The organism is Domibacillus sp., from assembly GCF_031181085.1.
Lineage (GTDB): Bacteria > Bacillota > Bacilli > Bacillales > Domibacillaceae > Domibacillus.
Genome location: NZ_JAPSLE010000012.1, coordinates 42,254 through 57,955, shown reverse-complemented (window position 1 = coordinate 57,955; position 15,702 = coordinate 42,254). Strand labels below are relative to the sequence as shown.

20 protein-coding genes are annotated in these 15,702 nt (G+C 46.1%); 2 read left to right on the top strand and 18 right to left on the bottom strand.

Annotated elements, in window-relative coordinates:
* Positions 1 to 140: 140 nt before the first annotated feature.
* The 5 genes from RIN81_RS14785 to RIN81_RS14765 form a co-directional block, all read right to left on the bottom strand.
* Entirely contained in the window at positions 141 to 1,367 is a 1,227-nt protein-coding gene (locus tag RIN81_RS14785; protein ID WP_309091465.1) for a Zn-dependent hydrolase, read from the bottom strand.
* 152 nt (positions 1,368 to 1,519) lie between these two features.
* A complete protein-coding gene (gene dat / locus RIN81_RS14780; RefSeq protein WP_309091463.1) occupies positions 1,520 to 2,350 on the bottom strand; it encodes a D-amino-acid transaminase in 831 nt (276 codons plus the stop codon).
* 38 nt (positions 2,351 to 2,388) lie between these two features.
* The gene (locus RIN81_RS14775) at positions 2,389 to 3,387 is read right to left on the bottom strand and encodes a class I SAM-dependent methyltransferase (protein WP_309091461.1); all 999 of its coding nucleotides are present in this window, start codon (positions 3,385 to 3,387) and stop codon (positions 2,389 to 2,391) included.
* 1 nt (position 3,388) lies between these two features.
* The gene (locus tag RIN81_RS14770; protein WP_309091459.1) at positions 3,389 to 3,676 is read right to left on the bottom strand and encodes a hypothetical protein; all 288 of its coding nucleotides are present in this window, start codon (positions 3,674 to 3,676) and stop codon (positions 3,389 to 3,391) included.
* A gap of 1 nt (position 3,677) precedes the next feature.
* Entirely contained in the window at positions 3,678 to 3,800 is a 123-nt protein-coding gene (locus tag RIN81_RS14765; RefSeq protein ID WP_309091457.1) for a hypothetical protein, read from the bottom strand.
* Positions 3,801 to 3,913: 113 nt separating this feature from the next.
* Between RIN81_RS14765 and RIN81_RS14760 the strand changes: the two genes are divergently transcribed.
* Positions 3,914 to 4,381 (top strand): GyrI-like domain-containing protein, encoded by a 468-nt coding sequence (locus RIN81_RS14760; protein WP_309091455.1) that lies wholly within the window; start codon positions 3,914 to 3,916, stop codon positions 4,379 to 4,381.
* Positions 4,382 to 4,773: 392 nt separating this feature from the next.
* Here the strand turns inward: RIN81_RS14760 and RIN81_RS14755 are convergent, their stop codons facing one another.
* Positions 4,774 to 5,577: a ZIP family metal transporter gene (locus tag RIN81_RS14755; RefSeq protein ID WP_309091453.1), complete on the bottom strand. Its 804-nt coding sequence runs from the start codon at positions 5,575 to 5,577 to the stop codon at positions 4,774 to 4,776.
* A gap of 190 nt (positions 5,578 to 5,767) precedes the next feature.
* Here RIN81_RS14755 and RIN81_RS14750 point away from each other — a divergent pair, with 190 nt between their 5' ends.
* Positions 5,768 to 6,643, top strand: coding sequence for a cation diffusion facilitator family transporter (locus RIN81_RS14750; protein WP_309091450.1), 876 nt, complete (start codon positions 5,768 to 5,770; stop codon positions 6,641 to 6,643).
* Positions 6,644 to 6,700: 57 nt separating this feature from the next.
* On the opposite strand, the gene RIN81_RS14745 is transcribed toward RIN81_RS14750, so the two are convergent.
* The 12 genes from RIN81_RS14745 to RIN81_RS14690 all read right to left on the bottom strand — a co-directional run bounded on the left by RIN81_RS14745 (position 6,701) and on the right by RIN81_RS14690 (position 15,665).
* Positions 6,701 to 7,033: a bh protein gene (locus tag RIN81_RS14745; protein WP_309091448.1), complete on the bottom strand. Its 333-nt coding sequence runs from the start codon at positions 7,031 to 7,033 to the stop codon at positions 6,701 to 6,703.
* Positions 7,034 to 7,161: 128 nt separating this feature from the next.
* The gene (locus tag RIN81_RS14740) at positions 7,162 to 8,451 is read right to left on the bottom strand and encodes an NAD(P)H-dependent oxidoreductase (RefSeq protein ID WP_251271464.1); all 1,290 of its coding nucleotides are present in this window, start codon (positions 8,449 to 8,451) and stop codon (positions 7,162 to 7,164) included.
* Positions 8,452 to 8,453: 2 nt separating this feature from the next.
* Complete coding sequence (locus tag RIN81_RS14735; protein WP_309091446.1) at positions 8,454 to 8,852, bottom strand: PTS glucitol/sorbitol transporter subunit IIA; 399 nt, start codon at positions 8,850 to 8,852, stop codon at positions 8,454 to 8,456.
* A 14-nt stretch (positions 8,853 to 8,866) separates the two neighbouring features.
* Entirely contained in the window at positions 8,867 to 9,904 is a 1,038-nt protein-coding gene (gene srlE, locus RIN81_RS14730) for a PTS glucitol/sorbitol transporter subunit IIB (protein WP_309091444.1), read from the bottom strand.
* Positions 9,905 to 9,925: 21 nt separating this feature from the next.
* The gene (gene srlA / locus RIN81_RS14725; RefSeq protein WP_309091442.1) at positions 9,926 to 10,459 is read right to left on the bottom strand and encodes a PTS glucitol/sorbitol transporter subunit IIC; all 534 of its coding nucleotides are present in this window, start codon (positions 10,457 to 10,459) and stop codon (positions 9,926 to 9,928) included.
* A 34-nt stretch (positions 10,460 to 10,493) separates the two neighbouring features.
* Complete coding sequence (locus tag RIN81_RS14720) at positions 10,494 to 10,862, bottom strand: transcriptional regulator GutM (RefSeq protein WP_251271458.1); 369 nt, start codon at positions 10,860 to 10,862, stop codon at positions 10,494 to 10,496.
* Positions 10,863 to 11,037: 175 nt separating this feature from the next.
* Positions 11,038 to 11,769: an SDR family NAD(P)-dependent oxidoreductase gene (locus RIN81_RS14715; protein ID WP_309091439.1), complete on the bottom strand. Its 732-nt coding sequence runs from the start codon at positions 11,767 to 11,769 to the stop codon at positions 11,038 to 11,040.
* Entirely contained in the window at positions 11,762 to 12,433 is a 672-nt protein-coding gene (locus RIN81_RS14710) for an SDR family NAD(P)-dependent oxidoreductase (protein ID WP_309091437.1), read from the bottom strand. Before RIN81_RS14710 ends, RIN81_RS14715 begins: the two co-directional genes overlap by 8 nt.
* A gap of 11 nt (positions 12,434 to 12,444) precedes the next feature.
* Positions 12,445 to 13,473 carry a zinc-dependent dehydrogenase gene (locus RIN81_RS14705; protein ID WP_309091435.1) on the bottom strand — a complete coding sequence of 343 codons (1,029 nt, stop codon included), beginning with the start codon at positions 13,471 to 13,473 and terminating at the stop codon, positions 12,445 to 12,447.
* Positions 13,470 to 13,904, bottom strand: coding sequence for a hypothetical protein (locus RIN81_RS14700; RefSeq protein ID WP_309091432.1), 435 nt, complete (start codon positions 13,902 to 13,904; stop codon positions 13,470 to 13,472). Before RIN81_RS14700 ends, RIN81_RS14705 begins: the two co-directional genes overlap by 4 nt.
* 56 nt (positions 13,905 to 13,960) lie before the next feature.
* Positions 13,961 to 14,239 carry a PTS sugar transporter subunit IIB gene (locus tag RIN81_RS14695; RefSeq protein WP_251271448.1) on the bottom strand — a complete coding sequence of 93 codons (279 nt, stop codon included), beginning with the start codon at positions 14,237 to 14,239 and terminating at the stop codon, positions 13,961 to 13,963.
* 19 nt (positions 14,240 to 14,258) lie between these two features.
* Positions 14,259 to 15,665, bottom strand: coding sequence for a PTS galactitol transporter subunit IIC (locus tag RIN81_RS14690; RefSeq protein ID WP_309091429.1), 1,407 nt, complete (start codon positions 15,663 to 15,665; stop codon positions 14,259 to 14,261).
* Positions 15,666 to 15,702 lie beyond the last annotated feature (37 nt).

Below are 15,702 nucleotides of genomic sequence, written 5' to 3'. Positions count from 1 at the left end.
TTATAAGATATATTTCCTTTAAGGTAAGCTTGAACAGCTGCAAGTTTGGTATCACTGTCGTATTTAGTCATAAAAAAACTGCACCTCCAATTGTTAGTTGTGTCTAACAATTGGGGTGCAGTTCAGATCGAGCCCTTTTTTCAGATCAAAGCAAGAACTGTTTCAAGCAGCACATTCACGCCTCTTTCACAGTCTTCCCAGGACGTTAATTCGTCTTCATCGTGGCTTTTCCCATTTATGCTCGGCACAAAAATCATCGCCGACGGAATGTAAGAAGCCATGAACTGCGCATCATGCCCTGCTCCGCTCACCATCCGCTTGTGAGAAAAACCGAGTGAAGCAGCCGACTGCTCAAAAGCATCGCGGAGCGCCGGCTCAAACCAGACCGTCTCACGTCCCCACAATTTTTGAACTTTCACATTGCATGCTACCCTTTCTGCAGACCCCTGCATCTCCCGAATGATGTCCTCTACTTTTTGGATCTTTTCTGCGGAAGTATGCCGTGCTTCCAATGAAAAAACCACTTTGTTTGGAATGACTGTGTGGATGTTCGGCGACACGTTCATCCGTCCAATTGTATAAACGAGGTCATCACCAAGCGCAGCCAGCTTTTCTCTCGCTTCTTTGATTAAATCCACCGCTGCAAACAGAGCATCGCTGCGCATCGACATCGGCGTGGTGCCAGCGTGGTCCGATTCACCTGCTACTTCAATTTCATAACAGACCATACCGAGCACACATTCAACGATGCCAATCGACAGCTTCTCTCTTTCTAAAATCGGCCCCTGCTCAATATGTAATTCCAAGAAAGCTGCCGCTTCTTTCATCCTGTTTTCCACTTTGCCTTCATAACCAATCGATCGCAATGCTTCTCCAAACGTGATGCCTTCTACATCTTTTTTGGCCATCATTTCTTCTTTGTTAAACTTTCCGGAAAGCACACCGGAGGACATCATCGATGGTTCAAAGCGGGCGCCTTCTTCGTTGGTCACATTCATGACGACAACCGGCACACTTGGCTTTACGCCGTTTTCTGTTAAAGTCCGCATGACTTCAAGCCCCGCCGCTACACCAAGCACACCGTCAAAGCGTCCGCCTTTTTTAACAGAGTCAAGGTGAGAACCCATGACAACCGGCGGTTTGTTTTCACGGCCCGGGAGCATCCCATACATGTTGCCCATATCGTCCACCGATAAGGAAAGACCTATCTCTTCACAGCATGTGCGAAAATAATTGCGTGCAAGGCGGTCTTCTTCCGATAAAGCAAGCCGTGTCACACCGTTTCGAGCTGTCCGGCCAAACCTAGCAAACGTTTCAAGTGATTCCTGCAGGCGTTCACCGTTAATCTTTATTTTTTGATCATTCACATTGCATCCTCCCTTAAAAATATTTTTAAAAAATAATGCAATCAATAAATCATGTTTCTTATTATGGCACAGATAGAGAAGATTGAATAGCATATTTACAGAAAATTCTGTACATATAAATTTAAAAAAGGCCCTGTTAAAGGGCCTGTGCTTTAAACGCGTTTCATAAACGCTTCATAGATTTTTTTCGTTATGTCGCCTGGCTTTCCGCTTCCAATCTTTTGATCATCCGCAGTTGTAACCGGCACAATCTCAATCCCAGTACTCGTTAAAAATACTTCATCTGCTTTCAAAACAGCTTCAGGTGCAAATGTCGCCTCTTTTACCGGAATACCGAGCTCTGCAGCGATATCAATCACAGCCATACGCGTAATACCATGCAAAATATGCTTTGTTGCAGGCGGAGTAATTAATTCTTCTTCTTTGACGAGAAATAAATTAGAGCTTGATCCTTCTGTTACCACACCATCGCGGACGAGCACTGCCTCAAATGCACCCGCTTCAAACGCTTCCTGCTTCGCCAGGAGATTTGGCAAAAGATTGAGCGTTTTAATCCAGCAGTTTTGCCAGCGTTCGTCAGGCAGAAGCTTGATGCTGGCTCCATTTTCCCGAAGTGTTTCATCGATCGCCCGGAACGGCTTGACCGTCATGGAAATCGACGCGGGCACATTCGGAAACAAGTGGTTGCGCGGAGCAATGCCGCGTGTCGCCTGCATGTATATATCGCAATCAGACAGCTCGCTTCTCTTGATCAAGCCGGCTGTAATCTCTTCAATGTCTTCTCGTGAATGATCCAGATTCAGCTTGATCGCCTCAGCACTTTTAAAAAAGCGGTCCAGGTGCTCCTTCATCATAAAAGGACGTCCGCTGTAAACACGAATATATTCATACACTCCGTCACCAAATTGATGTCCGCGTTCATCAATCGGCAGCACAGGATCATCTGAGTTTATGATTTTCCCGTTCAAGTACCCAATTGCCATTTTATCCGCCTCACTTTAGTTTGTTTCCTTCATTATATCTATTTTTTTGAAAAATTTATACAATACCAGCTTCCTTCGCGCACGACCGTTTTAATCGATTTTAGCTGTAGTCCCGCTTCCTCTGCATCCCGGATAAGTTCATCCTTTCTTGGCAGCGGGTATAAATTTTCATGCGCTTCCATAAATGAATTAAACGCAGCTGAAAACCGCTGTCCGCCTCGTTCCAGATAAAGGGGGGTAATAATAATAACGGTCCCGTTTTGGCTGATCAGCTTTGAAACACGGGCGAGCAGCTCTTTTCGCGCATCCTGTGAATAGTAATGAAGAAGGTTATTCATCATGATCACATCAAAAAAACAGCTTGGCACTTCCCACGTATTGATATCTGCATAATAAAAATTTACTTTTTCTCCCAGGCTCTTCTTCCGGACTTTTTGGCGTGCTTCTTCAATGCATTCTTGACTGATGTCCACCCCAACGAAAGTTCCTTGTTTTATTTTATCGGCCAGTTTTATTAAATAGCCGCCCGTTCCGCAGCCAATATCCAGCACCCAGCGTGGTTTTTGTGCATTTATCTCCGACAGTACATGTCCAAATGCTCTTTTTTCAATTAAAGCGGAGGTGGCCGCAACTGTTTTGCCAAAATCCTCTCCGTTAAACCGCCCTTTTTGATTGGATGTAATCATTTGGGGATAGTTCATCAAAGAAGGCATATGCATTTCAAATAATTCCTTGAGCAGCTCACCAACCGAGTGATCACTTTCCTGCGAAAAAAACTTCAGCATTTTTTTAGAAGGAACAAGCCGGCTGCCGTCCTGTTTTAAATGACCCAGCACGATTCCTGTATCGGCCCAGGAACTCAGAAGTGTTTCTTCATAGCCATAGTCTTCTGCAAGCGATTCGAGTGTCGCTCCGCCTGCGAGTTTATGAAACAAATCAAGCCGGTAGCCGACATATGCCTGCCATGTCGGCAAAAAGGGTTCATTTTTCTTCAGCCAGTTTCGCGCTTCCCACATTTTTCGGTATTCAGCAATCATGTTACTTCCCCCTGTTTTTCCAAAGATAGTCATCACCGTCTGTATATAGATGCTCTGCGCCGTTTGCTTTCAGCAGGACAGTTCCGGGCAACCCCCCGTTTGCACAAAGCGGCTCACTTCGCTTCATCTCTTTGTATTCTTCTTTTTTAATAAGGAGTACCGTGCGCACCCGTAAATCAGGAAGAGGAAAAAATCCAGGAAAGGAATGACCGCATACAACCATTTCGCCTTCTGTTATGCTTTCAGGCTGGGGAAATGTAGTGGTTAGAAAGCAATGGTTGTATGCCATTTCAGTCCATCGAAGGCGCAGCGTCTCTTTCGGCAGCGATCATGTTGACGCCGCTTTGCGTAAGCTGCATACCGACTAAAAGATCGGACACACCGCCGCCTGAAATACATGTATTTGTTTTCATAAGGGGTCTTCCTTGTATAACTTTTGTTCATTGTTTTTACAATTGCTATTCCCTTAGGAAACGGTGTGAAAACATTTAAAAGCGGGAAAAGAAGGGAAAAAGGAGCTGAGATCATGAATCCGAAACTTGTAGATGTACGTGCAATCACGGTAGTGGGATTTGAAATGAGCGGTACAGAAGAAGAAATTGCTGCTATGCGCCCTGAATGGAAAAAACGGTTTCTAGAAACAGCCAGCCAGATTCCCTCCCAGACAGACGGCTACTTAATGGACATTTGCTTGAAGCGGGCTGGCCAGCTGTATACACACTGCATCGCCATGGAAGTGAGCCATATCGACATTATTCCGTCCGGCATGTCGAGTTTAACGATCCCGGCTGGTTCCTATGCCTTACTTGAGCTTGACGGACAAGAGAAAAATGTAAAAAACGGATTTCGCTCTATTTTGGCATGGGCACGCGAGCATCATATACGGCTTGATCCCAATGAATTTCGGATTCATGTAACCATACACGGTGAACAACATCATTTATACTGGCGGCTGGCGGCTAAACGCAGCGAAGCAGCTGAAGAAGCGGTTTAAATTGTTTGGAAGGAATTCTAACAGACTCGCTGACAATCCTTCTCCGCAAGTTCATACTGAACGTATGAACTTGCTCGGACGAGGAGGAATCACCGTTGACAGACGAAAATGTGGAACGAAAACCTTCTATTTATTTGCCCGGCTTAAGCCTAATTATTTTTTATGAGCTAAAAAGAAAAAAAACAGCGCCTGTTCTCCACTGAGAATAGGGCTGTTTTTTCTTTTATCGGTATCAGGTACGGGCCTTATCCAGCTCCAGGCACCATCAGCTCGAAGGCTCACAGGATGTGAGTTACAAAGGCGTTGCAGCAGGATGCTGCGTTTTAGCCTTTACTCTTTATAGTCAGCTCCTTATGCTTGTCGCTGATAACCAGGGACCTTCCGCTTTCTTATTATCCGAGCGCGACATCGAGCACCATCATCAGGGCAAAGCCGACCATAACACCCATTGTGGCAAGGTCTGTGTTGCGCGAGGATTCTGCTTCCGGAATCAGCTCTTCAACTACGACAAAGATCATGGCTCCTGCAGCAAAAGCAAGGGCGTATGGCAAAATAGGCTGAATAAACAGGACCGCCGCCGCTCCAATAACAGCTGAAATCGGCTCAACGAGCGCCGAAGCCTGCCCGTAGTTAAATGCTTTCATCCGTGACATTCCTTCTCCGCGAAGCGGTACTGACACCGCCGCTCCTTCCGGCATATTCTGAATGCCGATTCCAAAAGCAAGCGCCAGAGCAGCCGCTATAGTGGCTCCATCCATATTCAGCGAAGCCGCTCCAAATGCCACACCAATGGCAAGTCCTTCTGGAATATTATGAAGCGTAATCGCTAAAAATAAGAGCGTCGTTTTTTTCAATTGTGTAGACGGGCCTTCTCCTTTTTCCCGCCCGATATGCACATGCGGCACAACGACATCAAGCAGACGAATAAAAACGCCGCCCAGCAGAAAGCCGATTACTGGCGGCAGCCAGGCAATCTGTCCGCTTTTTTCGCTGAATTCAATGGCTGGTGCCAGCAGCGACCAAAAAGAAGCGGCAATCATCACACCCGCTGCAAATCCTAACATCATTTTCATGATGGATTCTTTAATATTACGAAAGAAAAACACGACCGCTGCACCAAGCGCTGTCATTCCCCAGCTGATCATGCCGCCGGCTAACGCCTGCAGCGCGGGGTGCAGGCTGCTGAATGTTTCCATTGCTTTCACCACCTATTTATTATTCTTTTTTTCTTTTCCCCATTGTTTTGCAATTGACTCTCTTTTTTGCAAAAAAGAACAATTGTAGTACAAGGGCAACTTGTTAAGCCAGCGGCAATCATGTTGCCGTAGACCCACCCGAATAAGGGCTGGTATAGTATAAACACTAACTTTTCTGGAGGAACCAAAGGTGGAAACAGCATACGAAGATTTAAAAAAAGGAGAACGCGGTGCATGGATCAGCATCGCAGCCTACTTATTCCTTTCCGCAGTAAAGCTGACCGTCGGCTGGATCGGCAATTCCGCAGCGCTGAAAGCAGATGGTTTAAATAACTCAACGGATATTATCGCTTCCGTCGCTATTTTGATCGGCCTGCGCATTGCCCGTAAACCGCCGGATGAAAATCACCGGTATGGCCACTTTCGTGCAGAAACGGTTGCTTCACTTTTAGCCGCTTTTATTATGGCATCCGTTGCCATTCAAGTCTTGCTTTCAGCAGGACAATCCCTGTTTGAGGCGAATCATGAAACACCTGATATGTTTACCGCCTGGACGGCTCTGGGTGCTGCACTGGTCATGTATGGCGTTTACCTCTACAACAGGCGGCTTGCCAAAAAAATTAACAGCCAATCTATTTTAGCGGCTGCCCAGGATAACCGTTCAGATGCCCTTGTCAGCGTAGGAGCCTTTGTCGGGATTATCGGATCGCGCCTGGGTCTTGGCTGGCTTGATACGCTCACTGCTTTTGTAGTCGGCCTTATTATCTTAAAAACCGCCTGGGATATTTTTTCTGACGCATCTCTTGCCCTGACAGATGCATTTGACCTTAATGAATTAAAAGGGATGCAGAAAACTGTTGAAAAAGTACCGGGTGTCCGCGGTGTGCCGAGCATTAAAGCCCGCTCGCACGGAAACATTACGCTTGTAGACGTTGTTCTTCTTGTAGACCCGGGTTTAAATGTAATCGAAAGCCATGATATTACCGAGTATGTAGAGGAAGCCCTGCTGCAGGAGCATGGCATCCGCTTGACCCATATTCATATCGAACCAGACGGCCACAAATAAGTGTGCCGTCTTTTTTAAGCACAAAAAAGCGGCTGCTTCAAAAGCATACCGCCTGCGTTAAGAATGTTTAGACTGTTTGAGTACTTTTCTCGTTTCGTTCACATATTTGATGAGTCTGTATGGCTTGCTGATCACCCGCAGCGGCATGCCGGAAACAAACTTGCTTAAGTCCTGCTTATATTCCTGTGTCATTCGTGAAGGCTTTGTTGAAATACGGTCGTACATTTCTTTATATAATTCTTTTTTCGTATCGATTTTCATGCCAGTCAGCCGATGACATTCCTCGCATTCAATGCTTTGAATTTTATTGTTCACATACACAACCCGATGAATGGTTTCATCATGACAACGCGTGCAATAAAGGCCGGCTTCCATTTCGGAAATTTTCACTAAGCCTCACTCCTTCACACCTATTTCTTTCCCTCTTTATTATATGCCAATCAAGGGGACCGGTAAACCAAGCTGTTCAAAACAATTGAAGGGATGCCCCGATATACGGCAGCATCCCCTTTCGTTCCTTAAAAGCTCTGTGCTTGAAGCGAGCGCAGCTTCCAAATTGTTGACTCCCGCTCCTGTTCGATATCATCATATGTTAAAATGTCGCCTTTTTTCACTGCACGTTTCACGACCACATTTGGATCTACAAGTCCGATTGGGAAAGCATTGGCGGCTTTGGATTCTTCCTGGCTGTACAGCGTGCCGTATACCGTAAATCCGCCGATGCCGTCAAGGCGGTCACCTGGCTGCAGATCTTTTTTCGCTGTTGCGACGGTTTCTGCCTGCAGGCCATGCCAAGGTGCGATGGTGGCTGACTGGTTTAAATATGCCCGAGCCACTGAAAGCGGCGTTTCTAAGCTCGTTAAGTGGTAAGGGCGGAACAGAATATAATTTGGTCCCGGGCCCATTTTTAAGTACTGCATTTCATGGTTTACTTCTTCTTTTTCGGAAGAAATGATGGCAAAGACGCCCGGCGCAACGCCATTTACATAGTCGACAATCTTTTTACTTTTTAAAATGCCGCCTTCTTCCTGCAGACGGAAAATATCCGGCAGCTCTTTCACCGTGCCTTCCGGGCCATGCATGCCTGGTTTATCCGGTAAAAATCCTGTTGCATTTGCGACCGCGTTCATTTCAACCATTGTTTTCGTTCCATCCTGGAAGGAAGCGAGCATTTTCGGACTTGAGCCTTTTTCTTTTGCTTCTGCTGCCGCTGAATCCGGATTTGCTTCATAGTTTAATGGGTTGTTTTTTCCTTTTCCAAGAGCGACGATGTCAAAGCCAAGCGCATCGGCAAAGTCATACAGTTCCATAATACAGCCTGGCTCATCACCAGCAGATCCTGTATAAACAACGCTGCTTGCTTCGGCCATTTGATGAAGCAATGGACCGACTGTAATGTCCGCTTCTACATTCAGCATAACGATATGCTTTTTATTCATAATCGTTTTCCAGGCAATTTCAGCACCAAGGTTCGGGATGCCTGTTGCATCTACAATAACATCAATGCCCGGCAGCGCGATCACCATAGACACATCGGTAGTGGCCACCACTTTGTTTTCTCTTAATGCTTTTTCTGCTGTTTCGATTTCTGTTGTGGTAACGATATGCTGCGGCTCCACACCGGCTGTCATGTACGCATTTTGAATAATATCTGTTTTCAAGTCGGCTGTTGCGGCTACACGCATGCCCTTCATGCTTTCAATTTGCGAAATCATGCCGCGTCCCATTTGACCGCAGCCGATCAAGCCGACTTTAATTTCCTTTCCTTCTTTCTCAAGCTGCATTAGTTTTCGGTTAAGTCCCAACATGTTTAGGCCCCCTCAGGCTTTTGAAATGTAATCATTGTTGATACCGAGATGACCGGCATGTCTTTATCCTCTACACAAAGCGTTCCTGGCAGATCTGCATGATCTGCTCCGTTAAACGTAATTGTGCAGTGGCCAAGCTCCGCAACCGTTTCGTTTACTTTGTCCCCTACAAACGTCACCTTGTACGCCTGATCGCCAAAAGTCAGAATATCACCCGCTTCAATTACACCTTCAAGCGGCGCAATGCTATGCACCACCGCGATATCACGCAGGTCTTTCGGTGCGCTTTCATTGAAAATAATCAGCATTTTTTCTTCCGCAAACATCTCCACGTCTGCACCAAGCTCTGTAACAGTTGACTGATAAATCGTTTTCATTTTTACGCCTCCAAGTACACTCAAAGTGACCCCTCCTATTATTCATATAAGCCAAAGCTAAAGAAGTATGCAATCACGACCGCAAGCGGCCCTGTAATTAAACGTGACATTAAAACAGCCGGCACCCCGACCTCTACTGTTTCCGGTTTTGCTTCCCCAAGTGTTAAGCCCACGGGTACAAAATCTGCGCCTACCTGCGGGTTAATCGCAAACAGGGCGGGAAGAGCAAGGCTTGGCGGGATATTTCCTTTGCCAATTTCCACCCCGACGAGTACACCCACGACCTGGGCAATCACGGCACCCGGCCCGAGCAGCGGCGACAGGATCGGCACGGCACAAATCACCGACAGAACGAGAAGCCCGAAGATATTGCCGGCAAGCGGCGATACAAAGTTGGCAATAATATCACCGATACCTGTGTACAGGATAATCCCGATCAAGGTGCTGACAAGCGCCATAAATGGAATGATGTTTTTCAATACCTGCTCAATCGTTTCACGTGCTGCCTGGTACAGCACCCCGATCACGCCGCCCATCGAACGGCCCAGCTTTTCGATGATGTTCTGCTTGCGCGGTTCGCCGCTGCTGGTTTTCATCTGCGCGACTTTTTCGCGCGCTTCCGCTTTCAGCTGCTGGGCATTTTTCGGATGAGCCGCCGCGGTAACGGACGGTGCTGCTGTTCCGTCTGCCGGCTGAATGTCCGGCTCTCTGACGCCGGAAACAAAGTTGTCTTCTTTAATAAATTTCATTAATGGACCGGACGGTGATGTGGGCGTCAGGTTGATCGTCAGCACACCCATCTTCGGATACACACCGCAGCGTGCGGTTCCGCCGCAGTCGATGAGAACACAAGCCATTTCCTCTTTTTCAATCGATGTTTTAAAGCCGTCAACGGTCTGTGCACCGGTTAAATCTGCAATACGCTGGGCAACCGGGTGAATGCCTCCGCCAGTAACGGATACGATATACTTTTTCTGCTCATCCGGCTGGATGACGAGCGGCCCTCCCCATCCGCTGCTGCCTTTGGTAATTTTGACTGCTTTATATGCTGGATTTACTGCTTGATTTTCAGACATCTGCTTCTCTCCCTCTCTTCCTTAGTCCGTTATAGAAATCCCCTGGCGTTTCATCATCGCAATGGTAATACGTTCTGTTAAAATCCCGCGGATTAAAATGACAATCATGCCGACAAGGAAAAACCGGATTGCCAGTGGTCCTGTTGAAAGGCCAAGCGTCGTAATTCCCTGGGCAATTCCCATGTACACGAACAGCTCTGCCGCATTGGCGTGCGGGAAAAGCCCCGTAATCGGATGGACGAGTGAAACAGCTGAATCATAGAAAGCTGGTTTCTGACGCTCTGGCAGGAACTTCCCGAACGTATAAGCCATCGGGTTTGTCAGGAAGAAGACGGCCAGGAGTGGAAACAGCGTATAGCGTAAAATAATATTTTTCGTTGTTTTACGGGCGAAGCGGTCGATCCGCTCTTCTCCGATAATTTTAATTAAAGCGTTTACAGCAAGAATTAAACAAATGAGTGTTGGAATGATACCGGTAAACATGCCCATAAAAGTTTCTCCGCCTTTTTGGAACATCCCGATAAATCCTTCTGCAAATTTTACCAAAAAGTCCATCTTACATTCCCTCCTCTTTCTTGTATAATGAAAGTTAAACGGTTACAGCCGTATTCATTTGCTGTTTGATTTTATCAGTGGCCATTTCGAGCGACTTTTCCCATTGTTCATCATGCAGTACGGAAATATGCTGACCTATAAACCGCTTACATTTTTTGAATTTAGCAAAAACCGTGACACCGCTCATGACCCGGCATTCTTCAACAATCCCTTGCTCATTTGTAACAAGAATCAGCACGGTACCGGAACCAAGTTTCTTTTTCTCAACACCAACACCCAAGTAACCGCTTTCTCTTCTGCTCATATGTTGAATCGTCATTCGATAATGCTTCATCTGACGCATTGTCAAATAAATTTGAAGCAGCCATAAAACGACAAATCCCGCAAGAAGATAACCCCACATTGAAGATCACTCCTTTACATTTGTTCTTATATGTTACCTTTGTAATGATTGTAGTCCATCCTATGAATTAAAGTCAACAGTAATTCACGGATTTTATGAAAAAATTTTCAGACAAAAGGAAACAAGCTATTTTTACAACAGGATTGAACCATTGTAAAAATAGCTTGTTTCCTTTTTAGTAGTTTCCTTGATACGTTCTTCCGCCATCAAGAAGAAAGATTTGGCCATGAATATAATCCGCTTGAGCTGAGCTAAGATACTGCACCAGTTCAGAAATATCAGCCGGCCGGCCCAGTCTTCCGATCGGAATTTTACTCCTGACCGTTTGTTTTAGCTCTTCCGTTGGATAAAGTGAATCAAGCATTTGTGATTCGATGACTCTCGGGGCGATCACATTAATATTAATTTGGTGTTCTCCAAGCTCTTTCACAAGCGATCTCATAAGGCCAAATGCACCGCCTTTTGAGGCGTAATATTGAATGCCTCCTCCTGATCCTGTAATAGCAGAACCAGAGCCGATAATAACGATTTTTCCTTTTTTTCTGCCCATCATGTGCGGCACGGCGGCTTTGATACTGAAAAACAGACCATGTAAATTAACCGCCATTGTTTTTCGCCATAAAGCCCAGTCTGTTTCTTCCAGCTTCCCTTTTTTCGTTATGCCTGCCGAAAGCACAAGCGTATCGATGCTTCCTATCTCATCGATAACTTGCTCGATCATTTCCGAAACGCTGTCCCATGAGCTGACATCTGCTTGAAATCCATGTATTTGATTTTGCTGGGTCATGTCTATTAAAGCTGACTGGTCAATGTCCGCCACGGCTGTACAGTATCCTTTTTCAGCAAAGTCCAAAGCAATCTGGCGTCCAATTCCTGCAGCACCTCCAATGATGAGTACATTATCCAACGCTTTTCCCTCCATCAACGAAAATTGATTCACCGCTTATATAGCCTCCGTAGTCTGAACAAAGCAGCAGTGTCATGGCAACTGTTGAAGAAATCACCTGCTCATTTTCTTTTTCTCCCTTGGCCAAAAGAGCAGGTGCTATGCCGCTGACACGTACATTTTTCTCTCTATACTCACGAGCCAGGCCGCGCGTCATTGATTGTAACGTGCTGCTTATCGCGGCAAAAGGAGGACCCCCTTCACCTGTCACCGCTGCGGATGATGAAATATTGATTACAATGCCGCCGTGTGCTTTTGCCATGTGAGGCATGATTTCCCGGCACGTCAGAAAAGGAACATCCACGTGGTACTGGAACAAAGACAGCCATTCTTCTGGATCCGTCTCCAAAAGAGACCGGGCTGGAGGGGCTGGAAAAGAATGAATTAAAATATCAATCTTTTTATCTTTTTCCAAAATACATTCTGCCAATTTTTTCACTTTGTTCGGCTGGCGAACATCTGCTGCGATGACTTTGCTGGAGGGGCTCATCACGGTTTCTTTTTCTTGAAACACTTGATGCCATACTTTGGCACCTGCTTCAGCCAGTGCTTCACAAAGAGCTCGATTGATTGGACTGATTCCTCCAATCAGCAGTACCGTTTTTTCTTGCAATGTAATATTCATAACACTTCTCCTTATGAAGGGGTAATGAGTACCTTGAGCACTTTTTCATTCGGATCATGTGCACAGCGGATCGCTTCATGCAGCTGTGAAAGCGGAAAACGATGGGTCACCATTTTATCTGCTTGAATGATCCCTTGTTGTATCATTTGAAGTGCACTTTCATAGTTATAGGGGTTGGATGAATAGGAGCCGATGATTTTAATTTCATCATTAAAAAATCGTTCAGCTGGTATCTGTACGAACTCCTTTTTAAACGGAGCAAAAACAAGAATCGTGCCGCCTCTTCGCACGCATTCCATTGCTTGAGGAAGCAGGCTGCTGATGCCAGCGGAGATAATCACGTGGTCTGCTCCGTTTCCGTTCGTCAAACGCATCACCGTATCCAGCAGGTCTTCTTCTTTACTGTTAACCGCATAGTCTGCACCAAACTGAAGAGACTGTTCAAGCCGATAGGGATTAATATCACTAACCATGATTTGTCCGGCTAAAAGATGACGGGCAATTTGAACCTGCAGACAGCCAATTTGGCCGGCCCCTAAAATAAGAAGCGAGTCTCCCGGCTTGACTTGAATTGATTCAAATCCGTGCAGGCAGCAGGCAACGGGTTCGACAAGTGCTCCTTCTTCAAAGGTGACGCTGTCTGGCAGTTTTCCCATCGTGTGCTTAACGTGAAGCTCTGGTACACGAATGTATTCGGAAAAGCCCCCTGGATCCAGGTTCGTTTCTTTAAACTGCCTGCACAAGGTATACATTTTCCGCTGGCAGTAATGGCATGTAAAACAAGGTACATGATGGGCCACGAATACCCGGTCTCCATCTTTAAAGTTCGAAACCCCTTGGCCTGTTTTTACGATCGTACCGGATACTTCATGGCCAAGAATGCTTGATTCTGGTACGGATTCGTCAAGCACCTTGTGAATATCCGTGCCGCACAGTCCGCACACTTCCATTTTTAACAGCACTTCTCTAGGTCCTATTTCCGGAATGGCTCGCTGTTCATATTGAATGGTTTGTTTATCATAGAAAACGGATGCCTTCATGCTCTTTTCACGTCCTTTTGGCTTTTCTGTTCTAAAAGGCTGAGGAGCTCCTTATAGTCATTCATTTCATGTGTAATCCAGTATCTTCCGCCTAAAATGCGCGGCTTGCCAAGCCGGATAAACGTCTTTCCTACATACTCATACTTCCGGATAAAAATAACACCCGCTTCTTCCCATGTGTACGTGTGGCTTCGGCCAAAACCGCTGAAGGTAATCGACTGGTCGGTCACTTTTACACTCGATGGATTGTGAAGCCCGATAAAAGAAGACAAGAGAAGCACCGGCATTGTATATAGAATCAGCTCATCTAACGGAAACCTGTTTTCTGACAGCAATCCATAGACGGCACAGGCGAAAAGGCCGACCATAACCAACACCGGCAAAAAGATTGTCATGTTTTTTGATGATTTGCTGTACGTGTAAATAGACATCGAAAACATCTCCCCATCGCATCATAAGAAGAGGGGAGAGTCTCCCCTCCGCCTTTTTATCCCAAGTACTGAATAATTTTTTCGATATCTGTGTCGATTCCAACACCTGTTAGAAAGGAAATGGTTTGAATAACAGGCGTGCTTCCCGCATCGCTGATTGGCGTAGTCGTGACAATCACATCGGCACCTGCTGCTTTATAAGGAACCTCTGATGCTTTACATTGCTCGACAACGACGTCATACCCTTTGCTTTTCAATGTCTCTTCTACTTTTTTAGCGACAACCGTTGACGTAGCGACTGCTGTTCCGCATGAAACCAATATTTTTTTTGCCATTCTTTATTCCCCCTAATAATTAATTAATGTTTTCAAGCTTTTTATCTGCTCCATTTTCCTGCTGTGCATCAAGGCCCATTTCCTTGGCGTACTGCTTGCGGATATCGTTGCGTACCCAGTACCAAAGCAAGGCGTACACAACGGCTGCGCCGATTGCGGCAAAGAAATAAGGATTAGACGGATCAAGCAGGCGAAGGATAATCCATGGAAGAACGTGTGATCCAAGGTCAATCCCCGAAATTAATGTGGCTCCTTCAGGGAAAGCAAAGCCGACTGCACGTCCCATCGTCGTTGCAAGATCTGCCAGGTTTGTTGCCAAGAAGAACACAATCATCAGCGTAAAGATACTGTTAATCAACCCGCGAATAATGTTGCCTCTAGCAGCAGCAACTGCCCAGACAACGGTAAATGGAAGCACGGATAAATCAGCAAATGGAAGCATGTTGTTGTAAGGCAGAATCACCGCCAGCAGGATTGTGATCGGAACCATTAAAAGCGCTACAGCCATATTAGCCGGGTGCCCGATGACGATGGCTGTATCAAGCCCGATGTACACGTTTTTCCCGGGAAATTTCCGGTTAATATAATCGCGCGCACCTTCCGAGATCGGGATAAGCCCTTCCATCAGCAGGGCAACCATCCGCGGCATTAAAATGAGGACAGCTGACATTTGCACGCCCAGCGTCAAAACGCCTTTCGTGTCATATCCGCCAAGAAGGCCAATTAACATCCCCAGCACAAGCCCCATAACAAGCGGTTCGCCAAAAATACCAAAGCGTTTTTTCAAGGTTTCAGGATCGGCATGCAGCTTATTCAGTCCAGGTATTTTGTCAATGACTCGGTTGGATGCATACATGAGTGGTGCAAAGTTAACGGTTTCGGAATGGGCCATCGATACACCCTTCAACCCGAAGTGATGCTCGATTGTCGGAGCCGTCCAGTCCGCCAGTTTCAGGGTAATCGCGGAAACAACCAGGCCGACTACAATAGCGAGCAGCATATTGTCGTACGCATAGTACGCAATAGAAGCAGCGAAAATAAGGTGCCAGAAATTCCAAATATCGACATTCAATGTTTTCGTCCAGTTTAACGAAAGCATAATTACATTCAATATGAGAATAAGCGGAATCATAAGCGGGGCCACCGGTGTACCGAATGAAATAGCCGCGCCGATCGGCCAGCCGACATCCAGGATGTCCAGGCTGAGTCCTAATGATTTGACCATGGCTTGTGTGGCAGGCCCGAGCGCTTCCATAAGCAGACCAATCACAAGATTAATTCCGACAAAGCCGATACCGATGGTTAAAGCCGCTCGGAACGACTTATTAAATCCCTGTTTTAAAATAAGTCCAAACGCAAGCATAATAATGGGAAGCATAATGGATGGCCCTAAATCTAACACAAAATCCACAACATCTTTAATCATGTTTACACCCCCTGATTAATATGAGATTGAAGCGCTT